The sequence below is a fragment of the Lysobacter solisilvae genome (genome assembly GCF_016613535.2).
Classification (GTDB): Bacteria; Pseudomonadota; Gammaproteobacteria; order Xanthomonadales; family Xanthomonadaceae; genus Agrilutibacter; species Agrilutibacter solisilvae.
Genome location: NZ_CP071518.1, coordinates 3,850,762 through 3,871,850, shown reverse-complemented (window position 1 = coordinate 3,871,850; position 21,089 = coordinate 3,850,762). Strand labels below are relative to the sequence as shown.

Genomic DNA, 21,089 nt, shown 5'->3' with positions numbered 1-21,089 from the left:
CTGCCGGACGGCCGAGTGGACTGCATTGCCCGAGGGGAAATCCGCCCCCGCCGCTTCGCGCCAATACAGGCCGCTGCGCCTGCGCCGTGACGATGACAGTATCCGGGCAGGATCCTCCCGGAGATTGCTCATGCGCCGTTTCGTCCTGGCATTCCTGCTCGCCGCGTCCGCCGCGCCTGCCTTCGCCGCGCTGCGCGAGCAGCCCGTGGAATGGAAGGTGGGCAGCGAGGTCTTCAGCGGCGTGCTCGTGTACGACGACGCCACCAGCGCCGTGCGTCCGGGCCTGGTGATGGTGCCCAACTGGATGGGCGTCACCGACACGGCCGTCGGGCGCGCGAAGGACGTGGCCGGTGACGACTACGTCGTGCTGGTGGCCGACCTCTACGGCAAGGGCGTGCGTCCCGCCGACAGTGCCCAGGCGCTGGCCCAGGTCCGCAAGGTGTATGTCGATGGCGGCACGACGGTGCGGCAGCGGGTGGCGGCCGCGGTCGCGACGCTGCAGGCGCAGGCGCCGGCCGCGCCGGTGGACGCGGCGCGCATCGGCGCGTTCGGCTTCTGCTTCGGCGGCGGGGCGGTGTTGGAACTGGCGCGAAGCGGTGCCGGGATCGCCGGCGTGGTCAGCGTGCATGGCGACCTGGGCACCTACCTGCCGCCCTCGGCCACCGGCGTGCGCGCGTCGGTGCTGGTCCTCAACGGCGCGGACGACAGCTCGGTCACCGACGCCCACATCGCCGCCTTCGAGAAGGAAATGGACGGCCTGCACGCGGACTGGCAGTTCGTGGATTTCAGTGGCGCCCGCCACTGTTTCAGCCAGCCCGAAAGCCAGCCGGCCGACCCGCAGGACAACTGTCGCTATGACGAACGCGCCGCCCGCCGCGCGTTCCAGATGCTGCGCGCGTTCTTCGAGGAGCGGTTCGCGACCGAGTAGGAGGCACGCCTCACTTTCGGGCGCGCGGTGGTGCGCAGGACGGGGCGGACGCAGGCCGGGTTGGCTTCATCAACCCGGCATCAGGTTGTGGCGTTGCCCCGGCCCGTGAGTGCCAGCGCGTATCCCTTTGTGCGCGCGGTGGAGCCGGGCTGGGTTGGAGGAGCCAACCCAGCCTACGAGAAGGCGGGAACCGGGTTTCAGGGTTGGAGGAGCCAACCCAGCCTACGAGAAGGCGGGAACCGGGTTTCAGTGATCCCGGCCGACCGCGTACTGCGCCAGGCCGCGTAGCGCGGCGGTGTAGGCATTGTCGTCCAGCCCGTCCAGCGCCTGCTCTGCGGCGCGGGCGTAGTCCACGGCGCGCTGGCGGCTGTAGTCCAGCCCACCGGTGGCGTGGATCGCGGCGACGACGGCGGGCAGGGCGTCGGTGTCGCCGTGCTCGACTGCCGCGCGCAGCGCCGCGCGGGTGTCCGGGTCGGCGTGCGCCATGGCGCGGATGAGCGGCAGCGTGGCCTTGCCTTCGGCCAGGTCGTCGCCGAGGTTCTTGCCCAGCGTCTGCGCATCGGACGCGTAGTCGAGCACGTCGTCGGCGATCTGGAAGGCGTAGCCCAGGTGGAGTCCGTACTCGTGCAGGGCGTCGCACGTGGCTGCGTCGGCGCCGGCCAGCAGCGCGCCCAGGCGCGTGGCGGCGGCGAACAGCACGGCCGTCTTGCGCTCGATGACGCGCAGGTAGGCGGCCTCGTCGGTGTCGGGGTTGCGCACGTGCAGCAGCTGCAGCACTTCGCCCTCGGCGATGCGGTTGGTGGTGTCGGCCAGGATCCGCATCACCTCGACGCGGTCCAGTTCCACCATCAGCTGGAAGCTGCGCGAGTACAGGAAGTCGCCGACCAGCACGCTGGCGGCATTGCCCCACACCGCATTGGCGGTCTTGCGGCCGCGGCGCAGGTCGGATTCGTCGACCACGTCGTCATGCAGCAGGGTGGCGGTGTGGATGAACTCGATGACCGCGGCGAGCTGGTGCGCGTCGGCGCCGATGCGGCCCTCGCGCGTGCCGCCCAGCGCGCCGGCGGCGAGCAGCAGCAGCATCGGCCGCAGCCGCTTGCCGCCCGCGCCGATGATGTACTCGGCGACCTGGTTGATCAGCACCACGTCGGAGGCAAGGCGGTGGCGGATCAGGGCATCGACCGCCGCCATGTCGTCGCGGGCGAGCGCCTGGACGGTCGGCAGGTCGGCGGCCGGACGCGGGGAGCCGGCCGGCGCCGGGCCGGAATGATCGGGGGCGGGTGGGCTCACGGAGCGTGCAGGGGGACCGGACATGGGTCGCGATTATACGTGGCCGTGCCGGGCGGCCCGCCGTCGGCGGTCACGAAGCCGGGCATTCGCGGCGTCCTTCCGAGCAGACCGGTCGCTCGCGCGGACCCGCGGTGGTGCCTCAGCGCCAGCGGCGCGCGTTGACCAGCTTGAGCACCGATTCGACGTAGTTGGGGCCGATCGCGAAATCACCGCCGCCGGCCAGGGTCAGCGACATGGCCTTGGGTCCGCGGCGGCGCAGGCCGTGCACCTGGCGCAGGTTGACGATCGTGGAGCGGTGGATGCGCAGGTGGGTCGCCGGATCCAGCCGTCCCGCCAGCGAGGTGATCGAGTCCTTCAGCAGCCAGGTCTTGCCGCCGCAGTGCAACAGCACGTAATCGCCCTCCGCGGTGATGGCGTCGATGCTCTCGGCCGCCAGGCGCACCATGCCGTCGCGGTTGCGCACCCAGAATTCGCGCTCGTAGCTGCCCGCCGCGCCGGGGCTGCCGGCGTCGCGCAGGCTGGCGATCAGCTGCTGCAGTTCGGCGAAGCGGACTTCCGCGGCGCGCGCTTCGAGGCGACCCTTGGCGAGGCGCACCGCTTCGCGGAAGCGCTCGAACGACACCGGCTTGAGCAGGTAGTCCACCGCGTGCACCTCGAAGGCGCGCACGGCGTGTTCCTGGTAGGCGGTGACGAAGATGATCTCGGGAACGTGCTCGCCGGGCTTGAGTTCGGCGATCGCGGCGAAGCCGTCCTTGACCGGCATCTGGATGTCGAGGACGGCGATGTCGGGCTTGAGTTCGCGGATGAGTGCCAGCGCTTCCTTGCCGTTGCGCGCCTTGGCGACCAGTTCCGCGTCGGGAATGCCGGCGACGGCCAGTTCCAGCCGGTCCAGCGCGATGGGTTCGTCGTCGGCCAGCAGGATGCGGATCACGCCGCCGCCTCCACGGCGGCCACGTGCTCCTGCCAGGGCAGGGAAATCGCGCTGCGCCAGCCATGGCCGGTGGCGCCGCTGTCCAGCTGCGCCTGCTCGCCGTACAGGGCGTCCAGCCGCTGGCGCACGTTGGACAGCCCGATGCCCAGCCCCGCATGCGTGCCGTGCGCGGTGCCGCCGTCATCCTCGACCCACAGCGTCATGCGACCGCCGTCGCGCTGCGCGCCCACCACGATTTCCACCGGTTTTTCCGATTCGCCCAGCCCGTACTTGAGCGCGTTCTCGACCAGCGGCAGCAGGATCAGGCTCGGCACGAGGGCCTGCGTGCAGTCCTCGTCGACGGCCCAGGTCACCTTGAGCCGGTCGGAGAAGCGCGCGCCCTCGATCTCCAGGTACTGGCGCAGCATCCCGATTTCATCGGCCAGCGTGGTCAGCTGCGTGGGCGCGCTTGCCAGCGTGTAGCGCAGGAAGCGCGACAGGCTCAGCACCATGCGTTCGGATTCGGCCGTGCGGCCCAGCACGATCAGGCCGGCCACCGTGTTGAGGGTGTTGAACAGGAAGTGCGGGTTGATCTGCAGGCGCAGCGCCAGCAGGTGGGCCTGCTGGGCCGCGCTGTGCGCGTCGGCCAGCTGCTGGTCGCGGCGGCGCACCTCGAAGATGTTGCAGGCGGCGGCATACAGCGCGCACCAGGCGAAGAAGTTCCACTGGTAGGCCTTGTAGGTCTCGCCCAGTTCCATGTCCGACATCCAGCGGTCGGGATACATCGTGTAGTAGTTGGTGAAGTAGCCGAAGACGTATTCGCCCGCCCACATCAGCAGCAGGGCGGCCGGCACGCTCAGGGCCATTGACAGCCCCAGCAGGCGCCACGGGCGGTCGCGGGGCACGCGCCGCAGCAGCAGGTGGATGACCAGGCACAGGCCGATGCCCAGCGAACTGGCGATCGTGCGGGCGGTGATCACGCCGGTCTCGACCTGGTCGGACGGCATGAAGGTCAGCATCGTGCGCATCGCGAAATGCATGGCCCACACCGCCAGGGTGAGCGCCAGCACCGAGCGGTCGAGCGGGTCGAGGCGGCGCAGCCCGGGCACCGAGGCGAGGAGGGAACTGGGAGAGAGGCTCATGTGCCGATCAGTGCGGAAACGTTCTGGTGAATACCCGTCGGGAGCGCGCGGCGCAAGCGGTGTGCGTGGCGGCATCGCGCCCGGCGCCGGCCGCCGTGGCCCGGCCGTGGGCGGACCTGCGCAGTGTGGAGGCGGCCGGCCGGCCCGGGCCGCCTTTTGGGCGACACAACGGGCGGTTTCGGCGAAATCCTGGTCGCCGGGCGCGCCCTGCGGGCGACTGGGCGAATACCAGGAGCATTGCGCGGGGAGCGGCGATACAACGGAGATCGCCAGAGCGATCCACGCGGGTCGCCAGCGATCGTCAGGGGCTCAAGCCCCCGCCGGTCCGGACCGACAGCCACGAGAGCGTGCCATGCCTGACACCTTCGTCTCTTTCCCCCACACCCGCCTGCACCCGGTGCGCCAGACCGAGCCGTTCGTCTCGCCCGTGCGCCCTGCCGAAGCGCGTCCGGCGTTCCAGCCGGCACCCGCCCCGCTGCCCCTGCGCCTGGCCGTATTCCATCGCGCCGACGCGGCCCGCGCGCCCGCCGCCGCCTTCACCTTCTGGCTGCAGCTGCGTGGCTGCGCGCGGATTGCGGGCGCCGAAGGCGCGTTCACCCTGCACGCCGGCGACTGGATCGCGTTCGAACGCGGCTCGCAGCCGGAACTCCAGGGTGGCCGCACGGGCCTGACCGTCGCGCTGATGCTGACTCCCGACCTCATGGCCGGGCTGCTGGAACCGGCCGACCGCGGCCTGCTGCCCGGCCGCGGGGTCCTCGCCGCCCCGGAGCGGCGGATGGCGCTGCGCCTGGGGCGCGCGTGCGCGCTGCCGCTCGAACGCGGCGACCAGGCGGCCGTCCTGCGGGCGTTGCGGCCGCTGCTGCAGCACCTGCAGGCCGCCCAGCAGGACTTCGCGGCGCTGGTCGAGCGCTGCCCGGGGCGTTCCTTCCATCGCAAGACGCGGATTTTCGCCCGCATCCAGAAGGCGCGGATGTACCTGGAGGGCAACCCGCAGCGGATGCTGCGCATCGAGGAGCTCATGGAGCTCACCCGCTTCTCCAGCTGGTGGCTCTCCAAGACCTTCCACGCGGTGTACCAGGAAACCCTGCAGCGCGCGTCGATGCGGCTGCGCATGCAGCGGGCGCGGCAGTTGCTCCAGGAGGGCCAGCTGTCGATCAGCGAGCTGGCCGAGGCCTGCGGCTTCCACGATCCGTGCAGCTTCGCGCGCCAGTTCAAGGCCACCCACGGCCAGACGGCGTCGGCCTGGCGCGCACGGCACATGCCCGAGTCGCCCGTCGGGAACGAAGCGGCCGGAAGCGCCGCCGCCCTGCACTGACCCCGCGCCGCTGATCCGCGCGGCCGGGTTTCCGCCCACCCGTCCACCACTCCCCAGCCCCGGCGCCTAGCCGGGGCTGTGCCGTTTGTGGCGGATCGGCGGCGGAATGGCCCTGGCCCGCCGGGGTGGGCCGGGGCCGGCTGTCGGGGCCTGGACCTGCGCTCCGGTGAGGCGTCGTCCTACCGCCCGCCGTACTGCCGGGCTCTGGGGCGGCTGGCGGATATACTCTAAAGTTCCTGTCGCCCGCCTGGCCCCGAGCCAGCCGGCGCCGCGTGGCGCCCGTTCCGCGGAATCGTCCCGCCGCCGTTTCGCGGGCCGTTCCCCGGCATTCCCCTTTCCATAAGGATCCGCATCTCCATGGCACGTGGCATCAACAAGGTCATCCTGGTCGGCAACCTCGGCAATGATCCCGAGACCAAATACACCCAGGGCGGCATGGCCGTCACCACGATCAGCCTGGCCACCACCAGCGCCCGCAAGGACAAGGATGGCCAGCTCCAGGAGCGGACCGAGTGGCACCGGGTGAAGTTCTTCGGAAAGCTCGGCGAGATCGCCGGCGAGTACCTGCGCAAGGGCTCGCAGGTGTACGTCGAAGGCTCGATCCGCTACGACAAGTTCACCGGCGAGGACGGGGTTGAGAAGTACTTCACCGACATCGTCGCCGACGAGATGCAGATGCTCGGCGGCAAGCCGGGCGAGGGCGGCGGTGGCGGCGGCGGTGCTCCCCGGCGCGAATACTCCGGCGGCGGTGGTGGCGAGCGCGGCGGGCGTCCGGCACCGCGCCAGGACGGCGCCCCGCGCCGCGAGGCGCCGGCGGCCAAGTCCAACGACTTCGGCACCGATTTCGCCGACGACGACATTCCGTTCTGAGCCATTCCGCAACCCGCGCGCGTACCTGATCGCGCGTGCCAGCCCACGGCGCCCCAGAGCGCCGGGGCAGCGTCCGTCCTTCGTCCCGCGCTTGCGCGTCTTGTGAAACAGGGAGTTCCTGAGTGCCCACCTGGCTTGTTACCGGCGGCGCCGGCTTCATCGGCGGCAACTTCGTACTCGAGGCCGTGCAGCGCGGCGTGCGGGTGATCAACCTCGACGTGCTCACGTACGCGGGCAACCTCGACACGCTGTCCCCGCTGGACGGCAACCCCGACCACGTGTTCGTCCAGGGCGACATCGGCGATGCCGCCCTGGTCGAGCGCCTGCTGCGCGAGCACAAGCCCGACGCGGTCATCAACTTCGCCGCCGAAAGCCACGTGGACCGCTCGATCGACGGCCCCGCGGCCTTCGTGCAGACCAACGTGGTCGGCACGTTGAGCCTGCTGGAGAAGTCGCGCGACTACTGGAAGGCGCTGGACGGCCCGGCGCGCGACGCATTCCGGTTCCTGCACGTGTCCACTGACGAGGTCTACGGCTCGCTGGGCGACACCGGCAAGTTCACCGAGACCACGCCGTTCGCGCCCAACTCGCCGTACTCGGCCTCCAAGGCTGCCTCCGACCACCTGGTCCGCGCGTTCCACCACACCTACGGCCTGCCGGTCCTCACGACCAACTGTTCCAACAACTACGGTCCCTACCAGTTCCCCGAAAAGCTCATCCCGCTGGTCATCGCCAAGGCGCTGGCCGGCGAGGCGCTGCCGGTCTACGGCGACGGACTGAACGTGCGTGACTGGCTGTTCGTGGCCGACCACTGCGCGGCCATCCGCCGCGTGCTCGAGGCCGGACGCGTGGGCGAGACCTACAACGTCGGCGGCGACGCCGAGCGCCAGAACATCGTGGTGGTCAAGACCATCTGCGCGCTGCTCGACGCGCGCCGGCCGCTGCCCGATGGTCGCGCGCGCGAATCGCTGATCACCTACGTCAAGGACCGCCCGGGCCACGATCGCCGCTACGCGATCGATGCATCCAAGCTGCAGGGCGAACTGGGCTGGGCGCCGACCGTGACCTTCGAGCAGGGCATGGCGCTGACCGTCGACTGGTACCTGGGCCACCAGCCCTGGGTGCAGCGCGTGCTGGACGGCAGCTACCGCCTGGAACGCATCGGCGCCGCCGCCTGACGAACGGCCAACTGGCATCGCCGGGCGCGTGCGCCCGGCTCCACGCGGCAGCGTGCCCTCCTAATCCGATACGTGGACTTCATGACCCAGCGCAAAGGCATCATCCTCGCCGGCGGCTCCGGCACGCGGCTGTACCCGATCACCCAGGCCATCAGCAAGCAACTGCTGCCGGTCTACGACAAGCCGATGATCTACTACCCGCTGAGCGTGCTGATGCTCGCGGGCATCCGCGAAGTGCTGATCATCAACACGCCGCACGAGCAGGCGCTGTTCAAGCACCTGCTGGGCGACGGCTCGCAATGGGGCATGAAGATCGAATATGCCGTGCAGCCCAGCCCCGACGGCCTGGCGCAGGCGTACCTGATCGGCCGCGACTTCATCGACGGGCAGCCCAGCTGCCTGGTGCTCGGCGACAACATCTTCTACGGCCACGGCCTGACCGAACTGCTGGGCAGCGCCGCCGGACGCGACCACGGCGCGACGGTATTCGGCTATTGGGTGCGCGACCCGGAACGCTATGGCGTGGCCGAGTTCGACGCCACCGGCAAGGTGGTCGGGCTGGAGGAAAAGCCGGCCCACCCCAAGTCGAACTACGCCGTCACCGGCCTGTACTTCTACGACGGGCGCGCCAGCGACTTCGCCGCCAGCCTCAAGCCCTCGGCGCGCGGCGAACTGGAGATCACCGACCTCAATCGCTGCTACCTCGAGGACGGCTCGCTTCAGCTGGAGAGGATGGGCCGCGGCTTTGCCTGGCTCGATACGGGCACTCACGAGTCGCTGGTGGAGGCTTCCACCTACATCGAGACCATCGAGAAGCGGCAGGGACTGCGGGTGTGCTGCCCGGAGGAAATCGCCTACTTCGCCGGCTGGATCGACGGTACGCAACTCCAGGCCCTGGCCAAACCGCTGGCCAAGAACGGTTACGGGCAGTACCTGCTGAGCCTGCTCGAACACGGCCGCGTCGCATGAAGATCATCCAGACCGACCTGCCTGGCTGCGTGGTCATCGAGCCGCAGGTGTTCGGCGACCCGCGCGGGTTCTTCTACGAATCGTTCAACCGCGACAAGCTCGCCGCCCATGGCCTGCACCCCGAATTCGTCCAGGGCAACGTCTCGTCCTCCAGCCAGGGCGTGCTGCGCGGCCTGCATTACCAGTGGCCCAATCCGCAGGGCAAGTATGTCTCGGTGATCGAGGGCGAGGTGTGGGACGTCGCTGTCGACATCCGTCGCGGCTCGCCCACCTTCGGCAAGTGGACCGCCGTCGTGCTGAGCGCGGAGAACCGCCGCCATTTCTGGATTCCCGAAGGCTTCGCGCATGGCTTCGTGACCCTGAGCGAGCGCGCGGTCTTTACCTACCTGTGCACGGCCACCTATGACGCCAAGGCCGACGCGGGCGTGCGCTGGGATGACCCCGAGCTGGCCATCGACTGGCCGGTCAGCGCGCCTCAGCTGTCGGACAAGGACACGCGCGCGCCGCTGCTGTCGCAGATCGCGCCGGACCGGCTGCCGCTCTACAAGGATTGAGGGTACGCACTGCATGAAGATCCTGCTGCTGGGAGGCAACGGTCAGGTCGGTCATGAGCTCCGGCGCAGCCTGGCGCCCCTGGGCGACGTGGTCGTCACCACGCGCGCCGGCGAGCTGCCTGAAGGCGGCGCCTGCGAGGCGCTCGACCTGCACGCCCCCGCGACGTTCGCCGCGCTTTTCGACCGGGTCGCGCCCGACGTGGTCGTCAACGCGACCGCGCACACCGCGGTCGACCGGGCCGAGGATGAATCCGACCGCGCGTTCGAAGCCAATGCCCAGGCCCCGACCGAACTGGCGCGCCTGTGCGCCGCGCGGGGTGCCACCTTCGTGCATTACTCCACGGACTACGTGTTCGACGGCAGTGGGCAACGCCCGTACCGCGAGGACCAGCCGACCGCGCCGCTGGGCGTGTATGGCGCGAGCAAGCTCGCCGGCGAGCAGGGCATCGAGGCCAGCGGCGCCAATCACCTGATCCTGCGCACCGCCTGGGTGTATGCGACGCGCGGCAGCAACTTCCTGCGCACGATGCTGCGCGTGGGCGCCGAGCGGGAGGAACTGCGCGTGGTCGCCGACCAGCGTGGGTGCCCCACGCCGGCCTGGCTGATCGCCGATGCCACGGCGCAGATCCTTCAGCAGGGCCTTCGCGTGTCCGGCATCCGCCATCTGGTGGCCGGCGGCGAAACCACCTGGCATGGCTTCGCGCAGGCGATCTTCGACGAGGCGCATGCTCGGGGCTTGATCGCCCGCAAGCCGCGCGTGGTGCCCATCACCACAGCGGACTACCCCACACGCGCGCAGCGGCCGGTGTATTCGGTGCTCGATGCCACCCAGCTGCGCGACGAGTATGGCCTGGACCTCCCGCACTGGCGGGATGCGCTCACGGCCACGTTCGAACGGGCCGGCACGGCCTGAGCGTCACCGCGCTGTAAGGCAGGGCTGAACAGGTTCAGCGGGGAGCTCACGAGTTCGCGCTCGCCGCCGTTAAATCAGGTTTGTCACGCGACCGCGTGGGGGACGCCGGAAAACCGGCGACACGCGACCGCTTCGTGGACAGGCGGCCACGGTGGGACGGGTTATCGCCGCCTACGTCACTTTCGAATTACCTACAGGGGAAAAACCGTGTTTTCGATCAAGCCAACCGGCATGGTGCTGGCCCTGTTGACGGTCGCTTTCGCGGCCGGCTTCCTGTGTCCGTCCGCCCACGCTGCCGGGCCCGCGGCCACCGTGGACGTCGGCGCGTTCGTCGACCGCGACCGGTTCGACGACATCAAGTTGTCGCCGACCGGCGAGTACTTCGCGGCGACGGCGCAATTCGAGGACATGACCGCCCTGGTGGTGATCCGTCGCTCCGACCGCAAGCTGATGTCGAAGTTCGGCCGCAAGGACGCCTACGTCGGAGGCTTCTGGTGGGCCAGCCCGGACCGGATCGTCTTCGACGTGGCCATGAAGATCTGGTACGACGACACTCCGTCCAGCACCGGTGAGCTGTTCGCGATGAACGTGGACGGCAGCGAATCGAAGCTCCTGATCGGCGCGCGCGTGAACGACGGTATGGAAGCCGGCGCCGCCTTGGTCGATCCGCTCGCGGGCGACGACGACAACGTGATCGTCGCGGTCCTCAACACCAACGGCAATCCGCTGTACCGGGTGGACCGCCTGGACATCCGCAACGGTCGCAACCGCGAGATCACGCGGGCGCCCGTGCGGCGGGCGTCGTTCCTCACCGACCATGCGGGCGAAGTGCGCGTGGCGTGGGGCCAGGACGAGGACTCCGCCCGCCGCGTGTTCCTGCGCAAGGCGGGTGACGCCAGCGACGCGGAATGGTCCCTCATCAACGACGACGGGGTCAGCGGGCACCGGGAATGGCCGCTGGGGTTCTCGGCGGACAACCGGCTGCTGTACCTGCAGGTCGAACACGCACAGGGGCCGGATTCGGTCGTCGCGCTGGACATGGATTCGCGGGAGCGCCGGGAGCTCGTTCGCGACGCCGCCCGCGACCCGCTGAGCGTCCTCTACGAAGGTCGCGTGCCGATCGGCGTGAGTTACGACGGTGTTGGCAGCCAGCACGTGTTCTTCGATCCGTCCGCGGCACCCGCGCGCCTGTACCGCTCGCTGGCGGCCGCTTTTGCCGGCGAGGACGTGCGCATCACCTCGCGCACCCGCGATGGCCGCCTGGCGCTCGTGCAGGCGTGGAGCGACCGCAATCCCGGCGAGTTCTTCGTGTTCGATACCGTCCAGCGCAAGGCCGAACTGCTGGCCGCCCGCCGCGACTGGCTCAAGCCGGAGCAGTTGGGCGAGCGCCGGCCCGTGGCCCTGACCGCGCGCGACGGCCTGCCACTGGAAGGCTATGTCACGCTGCCGGCGGGCAACTCCGCCAAGGGGCTGCCGATGGTGGTGCTGCCGCACGGCGGGCCGTTCGGCGTACGGGACGCCTGGGGTTTCGACCAGGAGGCGCAGTTGCTGGCGCGCGCCGGCTACGCCGTGCTGCAGCTGAACTTCCGCGGTTCCTCCGGCCGCGGCCGCGCGTTCGAGAAGGCGGGCATGCGGCAGTGGGGCGCGGCCATGCAGGACGATCTCACCGATGCCACCCGCTGGGCGATCGGGCAGGGCATCGCCGATCCGCAGCGCGTGTGCATCTACGGCGGCAGCTATGGCGGCTACGCAGCGCTGATGGGTGTGGTGCGCGAGCCGGAGTTGTACCGCTGTGCCGTGGGCTATGTCGGGGTCTACAACCTGCGCTGGCATGGTTCGACCAACTCGGCCGACACCGGCCCAGCCAACCGCTGGAGGCGCGAATGGGTCGGGGAAGGTCCGATGCTGGCTGCCGCTTCCCCGAATAATCTCGCCGCGCAGGTCAAGGTTCCCGTCCTGCTTGTCGCCGGTGGGGCCGATGACACCGCGTCGGTCAAGCACACCCGGCTCATGGAGAAGGAACTGCTCAAGGCCAAGGTCCCGACCGAATCGCTCTATTTCAAGAACGAAGGGCATGGGTTCTTCGTCGATGCGCACCGCCGGGAGTTCTACATCCGCCTGCTGACCTTCCTCAACGCCCATATCGGCGGCGGCCTGCCGGACCAGCCGGGCGCGCGCGCGGCAGGCCGGTGAGCATCGCCGCGTGCGAAGAACAAAGCGACGCACCCGGCGCAGATTCAATGACACCAATTTGTTTTTGGTCCGGCGTAAAACGCCGGACCCCATCTGGAGGAAATAGATCGTGAGAGCAGTTCGTAGTGGCTTCCTTATCGCCGCCCTGCTGGCGACCGCGCCCGCGCTGGCCGCGCCCGCACCGGTCGACGTCAATGCCTTCATCCGCAAGGACATCTTCAACGACATCCAGATCTCGCCGGATGGCCAGTTCTTCGCCGCCACCGTCCCGCGCGAGGACCGCACGATCCTGGTGATCCTGCGGCGCAGCGACAACCAGGTCACCGCGACGGTGGACGACGGCAGGCACAGCCACGTCGCCGGCTTCACATGGGCCAGTGCAAGCCGCCTGCTGGTGACGATGGCGCGCAAGTTCGGCTCGCTCGACAGTCCCGGTGGCACCGGCGAAATCTACGGCGTCGACGTGGACGGCCAGCACGCCGGCGTGCTGGTTGGCGGCAGCGCCAAGAGCCAGAACGCCAGGAAGAGCCAGTCCGTCATCGCCCAACTGGTTGATGACCTGCCGCACGACGACCAGTACGTGATCATCGGTGCGCACCCGTACGAGGGCCAGGCCTACACGTTGGCCGAACGCATGGATGTCCGCACGGGGCGTCGCACCACCGTGGCGCGCTCTCCGGTGGTGAATGCCGATTTCACCACCGACACGCAGGGCGTCGTGCGTTTCGCCGCGGGCGCCGATTCCAGCCGCCGGGTGAAGCTGTACTACCGCGCCGGTCCGGATGCGGAATGGACGCTGGTCAACGACGAGTCGCAGACCGGCCTGGACATGAGCCCGATCGGCTTCTCCCCCGACAACAAGACCGCGTACCTCGAAGCCGAACAGGCCAGCGGTCCCAATGCCATCCTCGCCTTCGACACCGTCTCCGGTGAACGCAGGCAGGTGATGCGCGACGATCAGTCCGATCCTGCGGGGGCGATCCGCGACGCCAACGGCGCAGTGGTCGGTTTCAGCTTCTACGATGGCGCACGGCGCACGGCGTTCCTCGACGAGACTTCGAGTGAAGCCCAGCTCTACCGGACCCTGGAAAAGACCTTCGGCCAGGCCGTGCACGTCACCTCACGGACGGCGGACGGCCGCAAGCTGCTGCTGCAGGTATGGAGCGATCGCGACCCAGGCGACTTCTACATCTTCGACACCACCGCCAAGACGGCCGAGCACGTCGCCGCGCGCGGCAGTTGGCTGGATGCCAAGAACATGGCCGCGATGGAGCCGGTCCGGCTCAAGGCCCGCGACGGCATGGAGCTCTACGGCTACCTCACGCTCCCCGCCGGTTCGTCGGGCAAGAACCTGCCGATGATCGTCAATCCGCACGGCGGACCCTTCGGCATCCAGGATCTGTGGGGCTTCCAGAGTGAAGTGCAGATGCTGGCCCAGGCCGGCTACGCCGTCCTGCAGCTGAACTACCGCGGCTCCGGCGGCTACGGCGACGCGTACAACAAGGCCGGCGCCCGCCAGTGGGGCCTGAGCATGCAGGACGACCTCACCGATGCCACGCGCTGGGCCATCGCGCAGGGCGTCGCCGATCCGTCGCGCATCTGCATCTACGGCGCCAGCTACGGTGCGTACGCCGCCCTGATGGGCGTGGCCAAGGAGCCGGAGCTGTACCGCTGCGCCGCTGGCTATGTCGGTGTCTACGACCTGCCGGCGATGTACGACAAGGGCGACATTCAGGAGCGCAAGTCGGGCATCAGCTTCCTGGACGAATGGCTGGGCAAGACCGAGCTGGCCGCGTCCTCGCCCAACCGCCTGGCCGACCGGATCAAGGCGCCGGTGTTCCTTGCCGCGGGCGGCGAAGACAGGCGCGCCCCGATCGAGCACAGCCGCATGATGGAAGCCGCGCTGAAGAAGGCGGACAAGCCGGTCGAGGCGCTGTATTACGAAACCGAGGGCCACGGCTTCTACACGCAGGAACACCAGCGCGAGTACTACACGCGACTGCTTGCGTTCTTCGCGCGGCACCTGGGCGGTGCGCCGGCGGCCTCCGCCGCGGCTCCGTCGTCCGCGAAGTAACCGCGCACAGCGAAGCACTCCGGGGCGGGAGCGCGCAGGCGCTCCCGCCCTTTTTCATGCACACAGCGTGCTGCGTCGGCCTCTGCTGTCCTGCGCGGTACCCGCAACGGGGCGCTTGCGGATCCGGGTCCGAAGGCCGCCTGCACGTCGAGCGACCCGCTCTCCGCGCCGATCCGATCCGATCCGATCCGATCCGTCACGGAGCCACTGAAGGCGGAATCCACCGCAGGGGGATTCCACCGAAGGTGACACCCGCCGGGTGGGCCCTTACTTCACCCCGTGCATCATCCGCCGCAGCATCGGAGCGACCAGCATCGCCACGACCGCGCAGGCCACGCCCATCCCCATCAGCAGCATGAACAGGTCGGCGTACTTGGTTGCCGCGTGGGCGAGGTCGAGGGTCTCGCCTTCCGGGACCTCGATGGCCGCCAGCTTGCCCAGCAGGGCCGCCAGCGTCTCGGAGAATGCCGTGGCGAGGAACCACGTGCCCATCATCAGGCTCACCACCCGGGGCACCGACAGCTGCGTCACCGCCGACAGGCCGACCGGGTACAGGCACATCTCGCCCAGTTCCAGCAGCAGGTAGGCCAGCACGAGCCACCACACGCTGGCCATCTCGCCGGTGGCGCCGACCTGGTGGGCCGCGAACACCAGCGGCAGGAAGCTCAGGCCGCCGAACAGCAGGCCCAGCGCCGACTTGGTGGGCTTGGACGGGTCCAGCCCGCGCCGGTCCAGCCACGCCCAGATCACCGCGAACATCGGCGCGAGCAGCACGATGAACATCGCGCCCAGGTAGGTGAGCGAACCGGCGCTCTGCGGCAGCACGAGGGCGTCACGCAACAGCGCCACCACCATGGCCAGCGCGGCGGCGAGGAACATCAGCCGCGGCGTCGTCGAGCCCGGCGCGCGGTCCGAGATGGCCGCGCCCGCGACGAAGGCCAGTGGCGCCAGCAGCAGGGCGACGATGGACCACGGCCACGGCGTGCCCTCCCGGATGACCAGCGACGGCACGAGGTCCTTGGTGAGCAGGCGGTCGGTGAACGTCACCCAGGAGCCGTAGGTCTGTTCGTACAAGGTGTAGAACACCAGCGCGGCGAAGATCAGCACCATCATCGCGCCCATCCGCTGCGCCTCGACCCGGCTGCACTGGCGCGTCACGAAGCCCACGTACCAGAAGCCCACGGCCAGGAAGACCACCGACATCAGCACCAGCGCCAGCGTCGCCTCCTCGATGAAGAAGTCCAGCACGCCCGACCGGGTCGACAGCGCGATGACGCCCGCGCCCAGCAGCACGAACATCGCCAGTGACGGCGCCTGGGCGGCCAGGCCCTGCGTGCGCGCGTCGTCGCGGCGCCAGGCGTGCCACATCGTCCACACGATCCCGGCCAGCGCCATCACCACGATGTAGAACGTCCAGCGCACGACGTCGGGCGTCAGCTGGATGCGCGTCACGCCCCACATCAGCAGGGCGATCGGCGCCAGGCCCAGCAGCGACAGGGCGTAGATCGACCACTCGCGCCCGCGCGACAGCGGCGCCGGCGGTTCGGCGACGCCGCGCAGGTACTTGCGGCCCCACAGGAACTGGCCCAGGCCCAGCAGCATGCCGACGCCGGCCGCGCCGAAGCCGTATTTCCAGCCATAGGTCTGGCCCAGGTAGCCGCACACGATGGACGCGAACAGGGCGCCCAGGTTGATGCCCGCCACGAACAGCGAGAAGCCCGAGTCGCGGCGCGGGTCGTTCTCCGGATACAGGCGGCCCACGATCGTGGACACGTTGGGCTTGAGGAAGCCCACGCCCAGGATGATCAGCGACAGCGAGAGGTAGAAGGCCCACAGCGCCGGCTCGTCGCGCACGACCACGCCGTTCACCACGCGCGCCGCCTCGCCCTCGATCGCCATGCCCGCATGGCCGCATACGAGCAGCAGGCCGCCGAAGATCACCGATTTGCGCATGCCCAGGAAGCGGTCGGCGAGCAGGCCGCCGATCACCGGGACGCAGTAGACCAGGCCACCGTAGGCGCCCAGCACGTCCAGGCCCGCGCGATCGCCGAACTTGTGGTGCTGCAGCAGATACAGCAGCAGCAGCGCCTTCATCCCGTAGAAGGAGAAGCGCTCCCACATCTCGGTGAAGAAGCAGACGAACACGCCCTTGGGGTGGCCAAGGAATTCGTCCTGCGGCGAAAACCCCGGGACGGCGGCGGTGAGGGTCATGCGGCGCTCCGTCGGCCGTTCTGGAAGGGCGGGAGTATACCCAGCGTCACGAAACGCTCCCGAGGCGCCGGAATGCGCACTGGACTTGACCATGCCACGGCCTTAGCGTGTCCCGATTGCCTGTCCGGGAGGGGACATGAGTATCGAACGCGTTCCACAGCTCACATTCCGAGCCGTACTGTTGTCGATGGTGCTGGCGATGATCCTGGCGGCGGCCAACGCCTACCTGGGCCTGTTCGCCGGCCTGACCATCGCCACCGCGATTCCGGCGGCCGTGGTGTCCATGGGCGTGCTGCGCCTGCTTGGCGGCGGCACGATCCTGGAGAACAACATCGTCCAGACCGGCGCTTCGGCCGGTTCGTCGATCGCGGCCGGCGTGATCTTCACGATCCCGGCGCTGGTCATCCTGGGGTACTGGGACGACTTCCGCTATTCCTGGGTGCTGGCCATCGCCGGTCTGGGCGGCCTGCTGGGCGTGTTGTTCTCCGTGCCGCTGCGCAGGTCGATGATCGTCGAGGATCCGCTGCCGTTCCCCGAAGGCAAGGCGGCGGCCGAAGTGCTCAAGGCGGGCGAGAACCCCGGCCCCGGCCTGAAGATCCTCGCGCTGTCGGGCGCGATCGGCGCGCTGGTGAAGCTGGCCGCCGAAAGCGGCATGAAGATGATCCCGGACAACGCGGTCAGTTCCGGCTTCGTCGGCAAGTTCCTCGCGTACATGGGGACGAACCTGTCGCCCGCGCTGCTGGGCGTGGGCTACATCGTGGGCCTGAACATCGGCATCGTCGTGCTGTCGGGCAGCGTGCTTTCCTGGAACATCGCGATCCCGATCTACCACGCCTTCTTCGAGGCCGGCGATCCGGCCCTGGCCGCGCAGATCGCCGGAGCGAGCGCGGGCGACGCCGCCGGCGCGATCTGGTCGGCGAAGATCCGCTACCTCGGCGTGGGCGCGATGCTCATCGGGGGCGTGTGGACCTTGTTCTCGCTGCGCAAGTCGCTGCTGTCGGGCATCAAGAGCGGCATCGCCGCGGCCCGCAAGGGCAAGGGCGAAGCCGTCGCCGAAACCGAGCGCGACCTGCCGATGAAGTGGATGCTCATCGCGCTGGTGCTGTTCGTGATCCCGCTGCTGCTGCTGTACCAGGCGATCGTCGGCCAGTGGTCGGTCAGCATTCCCATGGCGATCATCATGATCGTGGCCGGCTTCCTGTTCGTATCGGTCTCGGCCTACCTGGCCGGCCTGGTGGGTTCGTCCAACAACCCGGTTTCCGGCATCACCATCGCCACCATCCTGTTCGCCTCGGTGGTGCTGGTCCTCCTGCTTGGCCGGGATTCGCCGATCGGCGCGGTGGCGGCCATCATGATCGGCGCGGTGGTGTGCTGCGCCGCTGCGGTGGGCGGCGACAACCTGCAGGACCTCAAGGCCGGCTACATCGTCGGTGCGACGCCCTGGAAGCAGCAGCTGATGCTGGGCATTGGCGCCTTCTCCTGCGCGCTGATCATGGCGCCCGTGCTGAACCTGCTGGCCGCGGCCTACGGCATCGGCGCGCCGACCGCCGAGCATCCCAACGCCCTGGCCGCGCCGCAGGCCACGCTCATGGCCTCCGTGGCCAAGGGGCTGTTCGGCGGCAAGCTGCCGTGGACGATGATTGCCATCGGCGCCGGCGTGGGCGCGCTGATCATCGCCTTCGACGAGTGGCTGAAGGCGCGCAAGGCGCATTTCCGCGTGCCGGTCCTGGCCGCGGCCATCGGCATCTACCTTCCGCTGGAACTGATGGTGCCGATCTTCCTGGGCGGCCTGCTGTCGTATTTCGTGGAGCGCAAGCACAACGTCGCCTTCGACGACCATGACGGCAAGGACCGCATCCACCGTCCGGGCACGCTGTTCGCCGCCGGGTTGATCACGGGCGAGGCGCTGATGGGCATCGCCATCGCGGTCCCGATCGTGCTGACCAGCCGGGCCGATGTCCTGGCCGCGCCGGCCGCGCTCCACTTCAACCAGTGGGTCGGACTGGGCGTGCTGACCGTCGTTGGCTGGTTGCTGTACCGGACCAGCAGCAAGGGCATGCCGCACTAGGCGGCTCATCCCTGCATCTGTCCCGGCGGCCCGCGTACGAACGCGGGCCGCCGTGTTTCCGGGGGCAGGGTTCCTTCGGGTTGAAATCCCGCGCGGGAATCCTGCGGGAGTGAAATCGCGCCGGCGCCTGGCGGGTGACCGCCGGCCTTTGCGGCCGGCCGGCCCGGCCGCCTACCATCGGGGCTTGTCTTGCCTCCGCCCGGAGTTCCGATGACCCTGCGCCACGCTGTCCTGTCGTTGCCCACGCTCGCCCTGGCAATCGCCGCGGCCCTGTCCTCGCCCGATGCCGCCGCCGCCCGCGGCTTCCAGGCCCGCGACCTGGCCACGCTCGATCGGGTGTCCTCGCCAGTGCTTTCGCCCGACGGTCGCCGCCTGGTCTTCGCCAAGCGCGTCGTAGATTTCGACGCGAACAAGTCTTCGACGTCGCTGTGGATGGAGGATCTGTTCGCGCGCGATGCCGCGCCGCCCAAGCGGCTGACGCCCGAAGGCTGGAACGTGAACTCGCCGGAGTTCTCCAAGGACGGCAAGTCGGTGTACTTCCTGAGCAGCAAATCCGGCACCCAGCAGCTCTACACCATCCCCGCCTCCGGCGGCGAGCCGCGCCGGCTGACGGATTTCGCCGGCGACGTGGGCAGCTACCGCTTCTCGCCCGATGGCACGCGGCTGGCCTTCAGTGCCGAGGCGTTCGTCGACTGCGGGGCCGACCTGGCCTGCAGCAGCAAGCGCATCGAGGCGCAAGGTGCGCGCAAGGAATCGGGCGTTGTCTTCGACCGCATGTTCATCCGCCACTGGGACGCCTGGAACGACGGCCGCTACAACCGCGTGTTCGTCACCGCAGTGCCGGCCAAGGGCATGGCGAAGTCGGCGACGCTGGTCGGTGCCGACGTGCATGGCGACGTGCCGTCCAGGCCGTTCGGCGACGCCAGCGAATACAACTGGTCGCCCGACGGCAGCCAGCTGGTGCTCAGCGCGCGCAAGGGCGACCGCCAGGAGCCCTGGTCGACGAACTTCGACCTGTACCTGGTCAACGCCGACGGCAGTGGTGCGGCGAAGAACCTCACGGCGGCGAACCCGGCCTGGGACACCGGCCCGGTGTTCAGCGCCGATGGCCGCACGCTGTATTACCGCGCGATGCGCCGTCCCGGCTTCGAGGCCGACCGCTTCGCCCTCATGGCGATGGACGTGGCCAGCGGCGCGACCCGCGAGATCGCGCCGCGTTGGGACGCGTCGGCCGACGAGATCGTGCTGTCGGAAGACGGCAGGACGATCTACACGCGCGCGCAGAAGCTGGGCCAGCACCCGTTGTTCGCGATCTCGCTGGACAACGGGGAAGTGCGCAACGTGCTCGAGGGCGAAGGCTCGATCAACGCCTTCGTGATCGCCGGCCCGACGCTGGCGTTCGCGCGCTCGACGATCAAGTCCGGCGACCAGCTGTTCACCACCAGCAGCGATGGCACGGCGCCGCAACGCGCGATCACCCGCAGCGCGGGCGAGATGCTGGGCGACGTCGCCTTCGGCGATTACGAGCAGTTCACCTTCGCCGGCTGGAACAACGAGACCGTCCACGGGTACGTGGTCAAGCCGTGGAATTACGAGGAAGGCAAGCAGTATCCGGTTGCCTTCCTCATCCACGGCGGCCCGCAGGGCAGCTTCGGCAACGGCTGGAGCTATCGCTGGAATCCGCAGACCTATGCGGGCCAGGGCTACGCGGTGGTGATGATCGACTTCCACGGCTCCACCGGTTACGGCCAGGCCTTCACCGACGCGATCAGCCAGCACTGGGGCGACCGTCCGCTGGAAGACCTGAAGAAGGGCTGGGCCGCGGCACAGAAGAAGTACTCCTTCCTGGACGGCGACAAGGCCTGCGCGCTGGGCGCGTCCTACGGCGGCTTCATGGTCAACTGGATCGCCGGCAACTGGTTCAACCGGGACGGTAGCTCGCCGTGGAAGTGCCTGGTCAACCACGACGGCGTGTTCGACCAGCGGATGATGGGCTATGCGACCGAGGAACTGTGGTTCACCGAATGGGACCAGGGCGGCACGCCGTTCGACGCCCCGCAGAAGTTCGAGAAGTTCAACCCGGTCAACCACGTGGACAAATGGAAGGTGCCGATGCTCGTCGTCCACGGCCAGCTGGACTACCGCATCCCGGTGGAGCAGGGCATCGCCGCATTCACCGCGCTGCAGCGGAAAGGGATCGAGTCGAAGTTCCTGTACTTCCCCAACGAGAACCACTGGGTGCTCAAGCCGCGCAACAGCGTGCAGTGGCACGACACGGTCAACGACTGGCTGAAGCAGCACATCGGCGAGTAACCGGCGCCGGTTGGCGCCACGAGCAGATGCTGGCGCGAAGACGCCCGGGAATCGCTTCCCGGGCGTTTTTGCGTCTGCGGGTCAGTTCGCCGGTGCGAGGGCCCTGCAGGCATCCGGGGCCTCGCGGCCCCCGGTGGGGGCCGGGCGGTCTCCTCCCCCAT

General features: G+C 69.2%; 15 protein-coding genes. 11 read left to right on the top strand and 4 right to left on the bottom strand.

Translation table 11 applies throughout. The features are described from left to right. The first annotated feature begins 130 nt into the window (after nucleotides 1-130). Nucleotides 131-928: a dienelactone hydrolase family protein gene (locus I8J32_RS17130; RefSeq protein ID WP_200613910.1), complete on the top strand. Its 798-nt coding sequence runs from the start codon at nucleotides 131-133 to the stop codon at nucleotides 926-928. A 246-nt stretch (nucleotides 929-1,174) separates the two neighbouring features. Here I8J32_RS17130 and I8J32_RS17125 read toward each other — a convergent pair whose 3' ends face one another. The 3 genes from I8J32_RS17125 to I8J32_RS17115 all read right to left on the bottom strand — a co-directional run bounded on the left by I8J32_RS17125 (nucleotide 1,175) and on the right by I8J32_RS17115 (nucleotide 4,270). Further along, nucleotides 1,175-2,152 carry a polyprenyl synthetase family protein gene (locus I8J32_RS17125; protein WP_245156539.1) on the bottom strand — a complete coding sequence of 326 codons (978 nt, stop codon included), beginning with the start codon at nucleotides 2,150-2,152 and terminating at the stop codon, nucleotides 1,175-1,177. A 205-nt stretch (nucleotides 2,153-2,357) separates the two neighbouring features. Beyond that, nucleotides 2,358-3,149, bottom strand: a complete 792-nt coding sequence (locus tag I8J32_RS17120) for a LytR/AlgR family response regulator transcription factor (protein ID WP_200613908.1) — start codon at nucleotides 3,147-3,149, stop codon at nucleotides 2,358-2,360. Continuing rightward, on the bottom strand, nucleotides 3,146-4,270 hold the full coding sequence (locus I8J32_RS17115; RefSeq protein ID WP_200613907.1) for a sensor histidine kinase: 1,125 nt from the start codon (nucleotides 4,268-4,270) through the stop codon (nucleotides 3,146-3,148). The genes I8J32_RS17120 and I8J32_RS17115 overlap by 4 nt, the downstream gene beginning before the upstream one ends. 352 nt (nucleotides 4,271-4,622) lie before the next feature. Between I8J32_RS17115 and I8J32_RS17110 the strand changes: the two genes are divergently transcribed. From I8J32_RS17110 to I8J32_RS17075, 8 genes are all read left to right on the top strand, one after another. Then, nucleotides 4,623-5,585 (top strand): helix-turn-helix transcriptional regulator, encoded by a 963-nt coding sequence (locus tag I8J32_RS17110; RefSeq protein ID WP_200613906.1) that lies wholly within the window; start codon nucleotides 4,623-4,625, stop codon nucleotides 5,583-5,585. Between the two features lie 357 nt (nucleotides 5,586-5,942). After that, nucleotides 5,943-6,455 (top strand): single-stranded DNA-binding protein, encoded by a 513-nt coding sequence (gene ssb, locus I8J32_RS17105; protein WP_207526695.1) that lies wholly within the window; start codon nucleotides 5,943-5,945, stop codon nucleotides 6,453-6,455. A gap of 122 nt (nucleotides 6,456-6,577) precedes the next feature. Beyond that, on the top strand, nucleotides 6,578-7,633 hold the full coding sequence (gene rfbB / locus I8J32_RS17100) for a dTDP-glucose 4,6-dehydratase (RefSeq protein WP_200613903.1): 1,056 nt from the start codon (nucleotides 6,578-6,580) through the stop codon (nucleotides 7,631-7,633). An 81-nt stretch (nucleotides 7,634-7,714) separates the two neighbouring features. Further along, nucleotides 7,715-8,602, top strand: coding sequence for a glucose-1-phosphate thymidylyltransferase RfbA (rfbA, locus tag I8J32_RS17095; protein WP_200613901.1), 888 nt, complete (start codon nucleotides 7,715-7,717; stop codon nucleotides 8,600-8,602). Next, nucleotides 8,599-9,156 (top strand): dTDP-4-dehydrorhamnose 3,5-epimerase, encoded by a 558-nt coding sequence (rfbC, locus tag I8J32_RS17090; RefSeq protein WP_200613899.1) that lies wholly within the window; start codon nucleotides 8,599-8,601, stop codon nucleotides 9,154-9,156. Before rfbA ends, rfbC begins: the two co-directional genes overlap by 4 nt. Before the next feature lie 13 nt (nucleotides 9,157-9,169). Next, nucleotides 9,170-10,069 (top strand): dTDP-4-dehydrorhamnose reductase, encoded by a 900-nt coding sequence (gene rfbD, locus I8J32_RS17085; protein WP_207526694.1) that lies wholly within the window; start codon nucleotides 9,170-9,172, stop codon nucleotides 10,067-10,069. A gap of 207 nt (nucleotides 10,070-10,276) precedes the next feature. Continuing rightward, nucleotides 10,277-12,262, top strand: coding sequence for an alpha/beta hydrolase family protein (locus I8J32_RS17080; RefSeq protein WP_343225242.1), 1,986 nt, complete (start codon nucleotides 10,277-10,279; stop codon nucleotides 12,260-12,262). 109 nt (nucleotides 12,263-12,371) lie between these two features. Then, the gene (locus I8J32_RS17075; protein WP_343225241.1) at nucleotides 12,372-14,336 is read left to right on the top strand and encodes a S9 family peptidase; all 1,965 of its coding nucleotides are present in this window, start codon (nucleotides 12,372-12,374) and stop codon (nucleotides 14,334-14,336) included. Between the two features lie 267 nt (nucleotides 14,337-14,603). Here the strand turns inward: I8J32_RS17075 and I8J32_RS17755 are convergent, their stop codons facing one another. Next, the gene (locus I8J32_RS17755) at nucleotides 14,604-16,547 is read right to left on the bottom strand and encodes a peptide MFS transporter (RefSeq protein WP_245156367.1); all 1,944 of its coding nucleotides are present in this window, start codon (nucleotides 16,545-16,547) and stop codon (nucleotides 14,604-14,606) included. Nucleotides 16,548-16,683: 136 nt separating this feature from the next. Here I8J32_RS17755 and I8J32_RS17065 point away from each other — a divergent pair, with 136 nt between their 5' ends. Together I8J32_RS17065 and I8J32_RS17060 are read left to right on the top strand one after the other, a co-directional pair. Beyond that, nucleotides 16,684-18,615, top strand: a complete 1,932-nt coding sequence (locus tag I8J32_RS17065) for an OPT family oligopeptide transporter (protein WP_207526693.1) — start codon at nucleotides 16,684-16,686, stop codon at nucleotides 18,613-18,615. Nucleotides 18,616-18,825: 210 nt separating this feature from the next. Further along, a complete protein-coding gene (locus I8J32_RS17060; protein WP_200613894.1) occupies nucleotides 18,826-20,928 on the top strand; it encodes a S9 family peptidase in 2,103 nt (700 codons plus the stop codon). The last annotated feature ends 161 nt before the right edge of the window (nucleotides 20,929-21,089 follow it).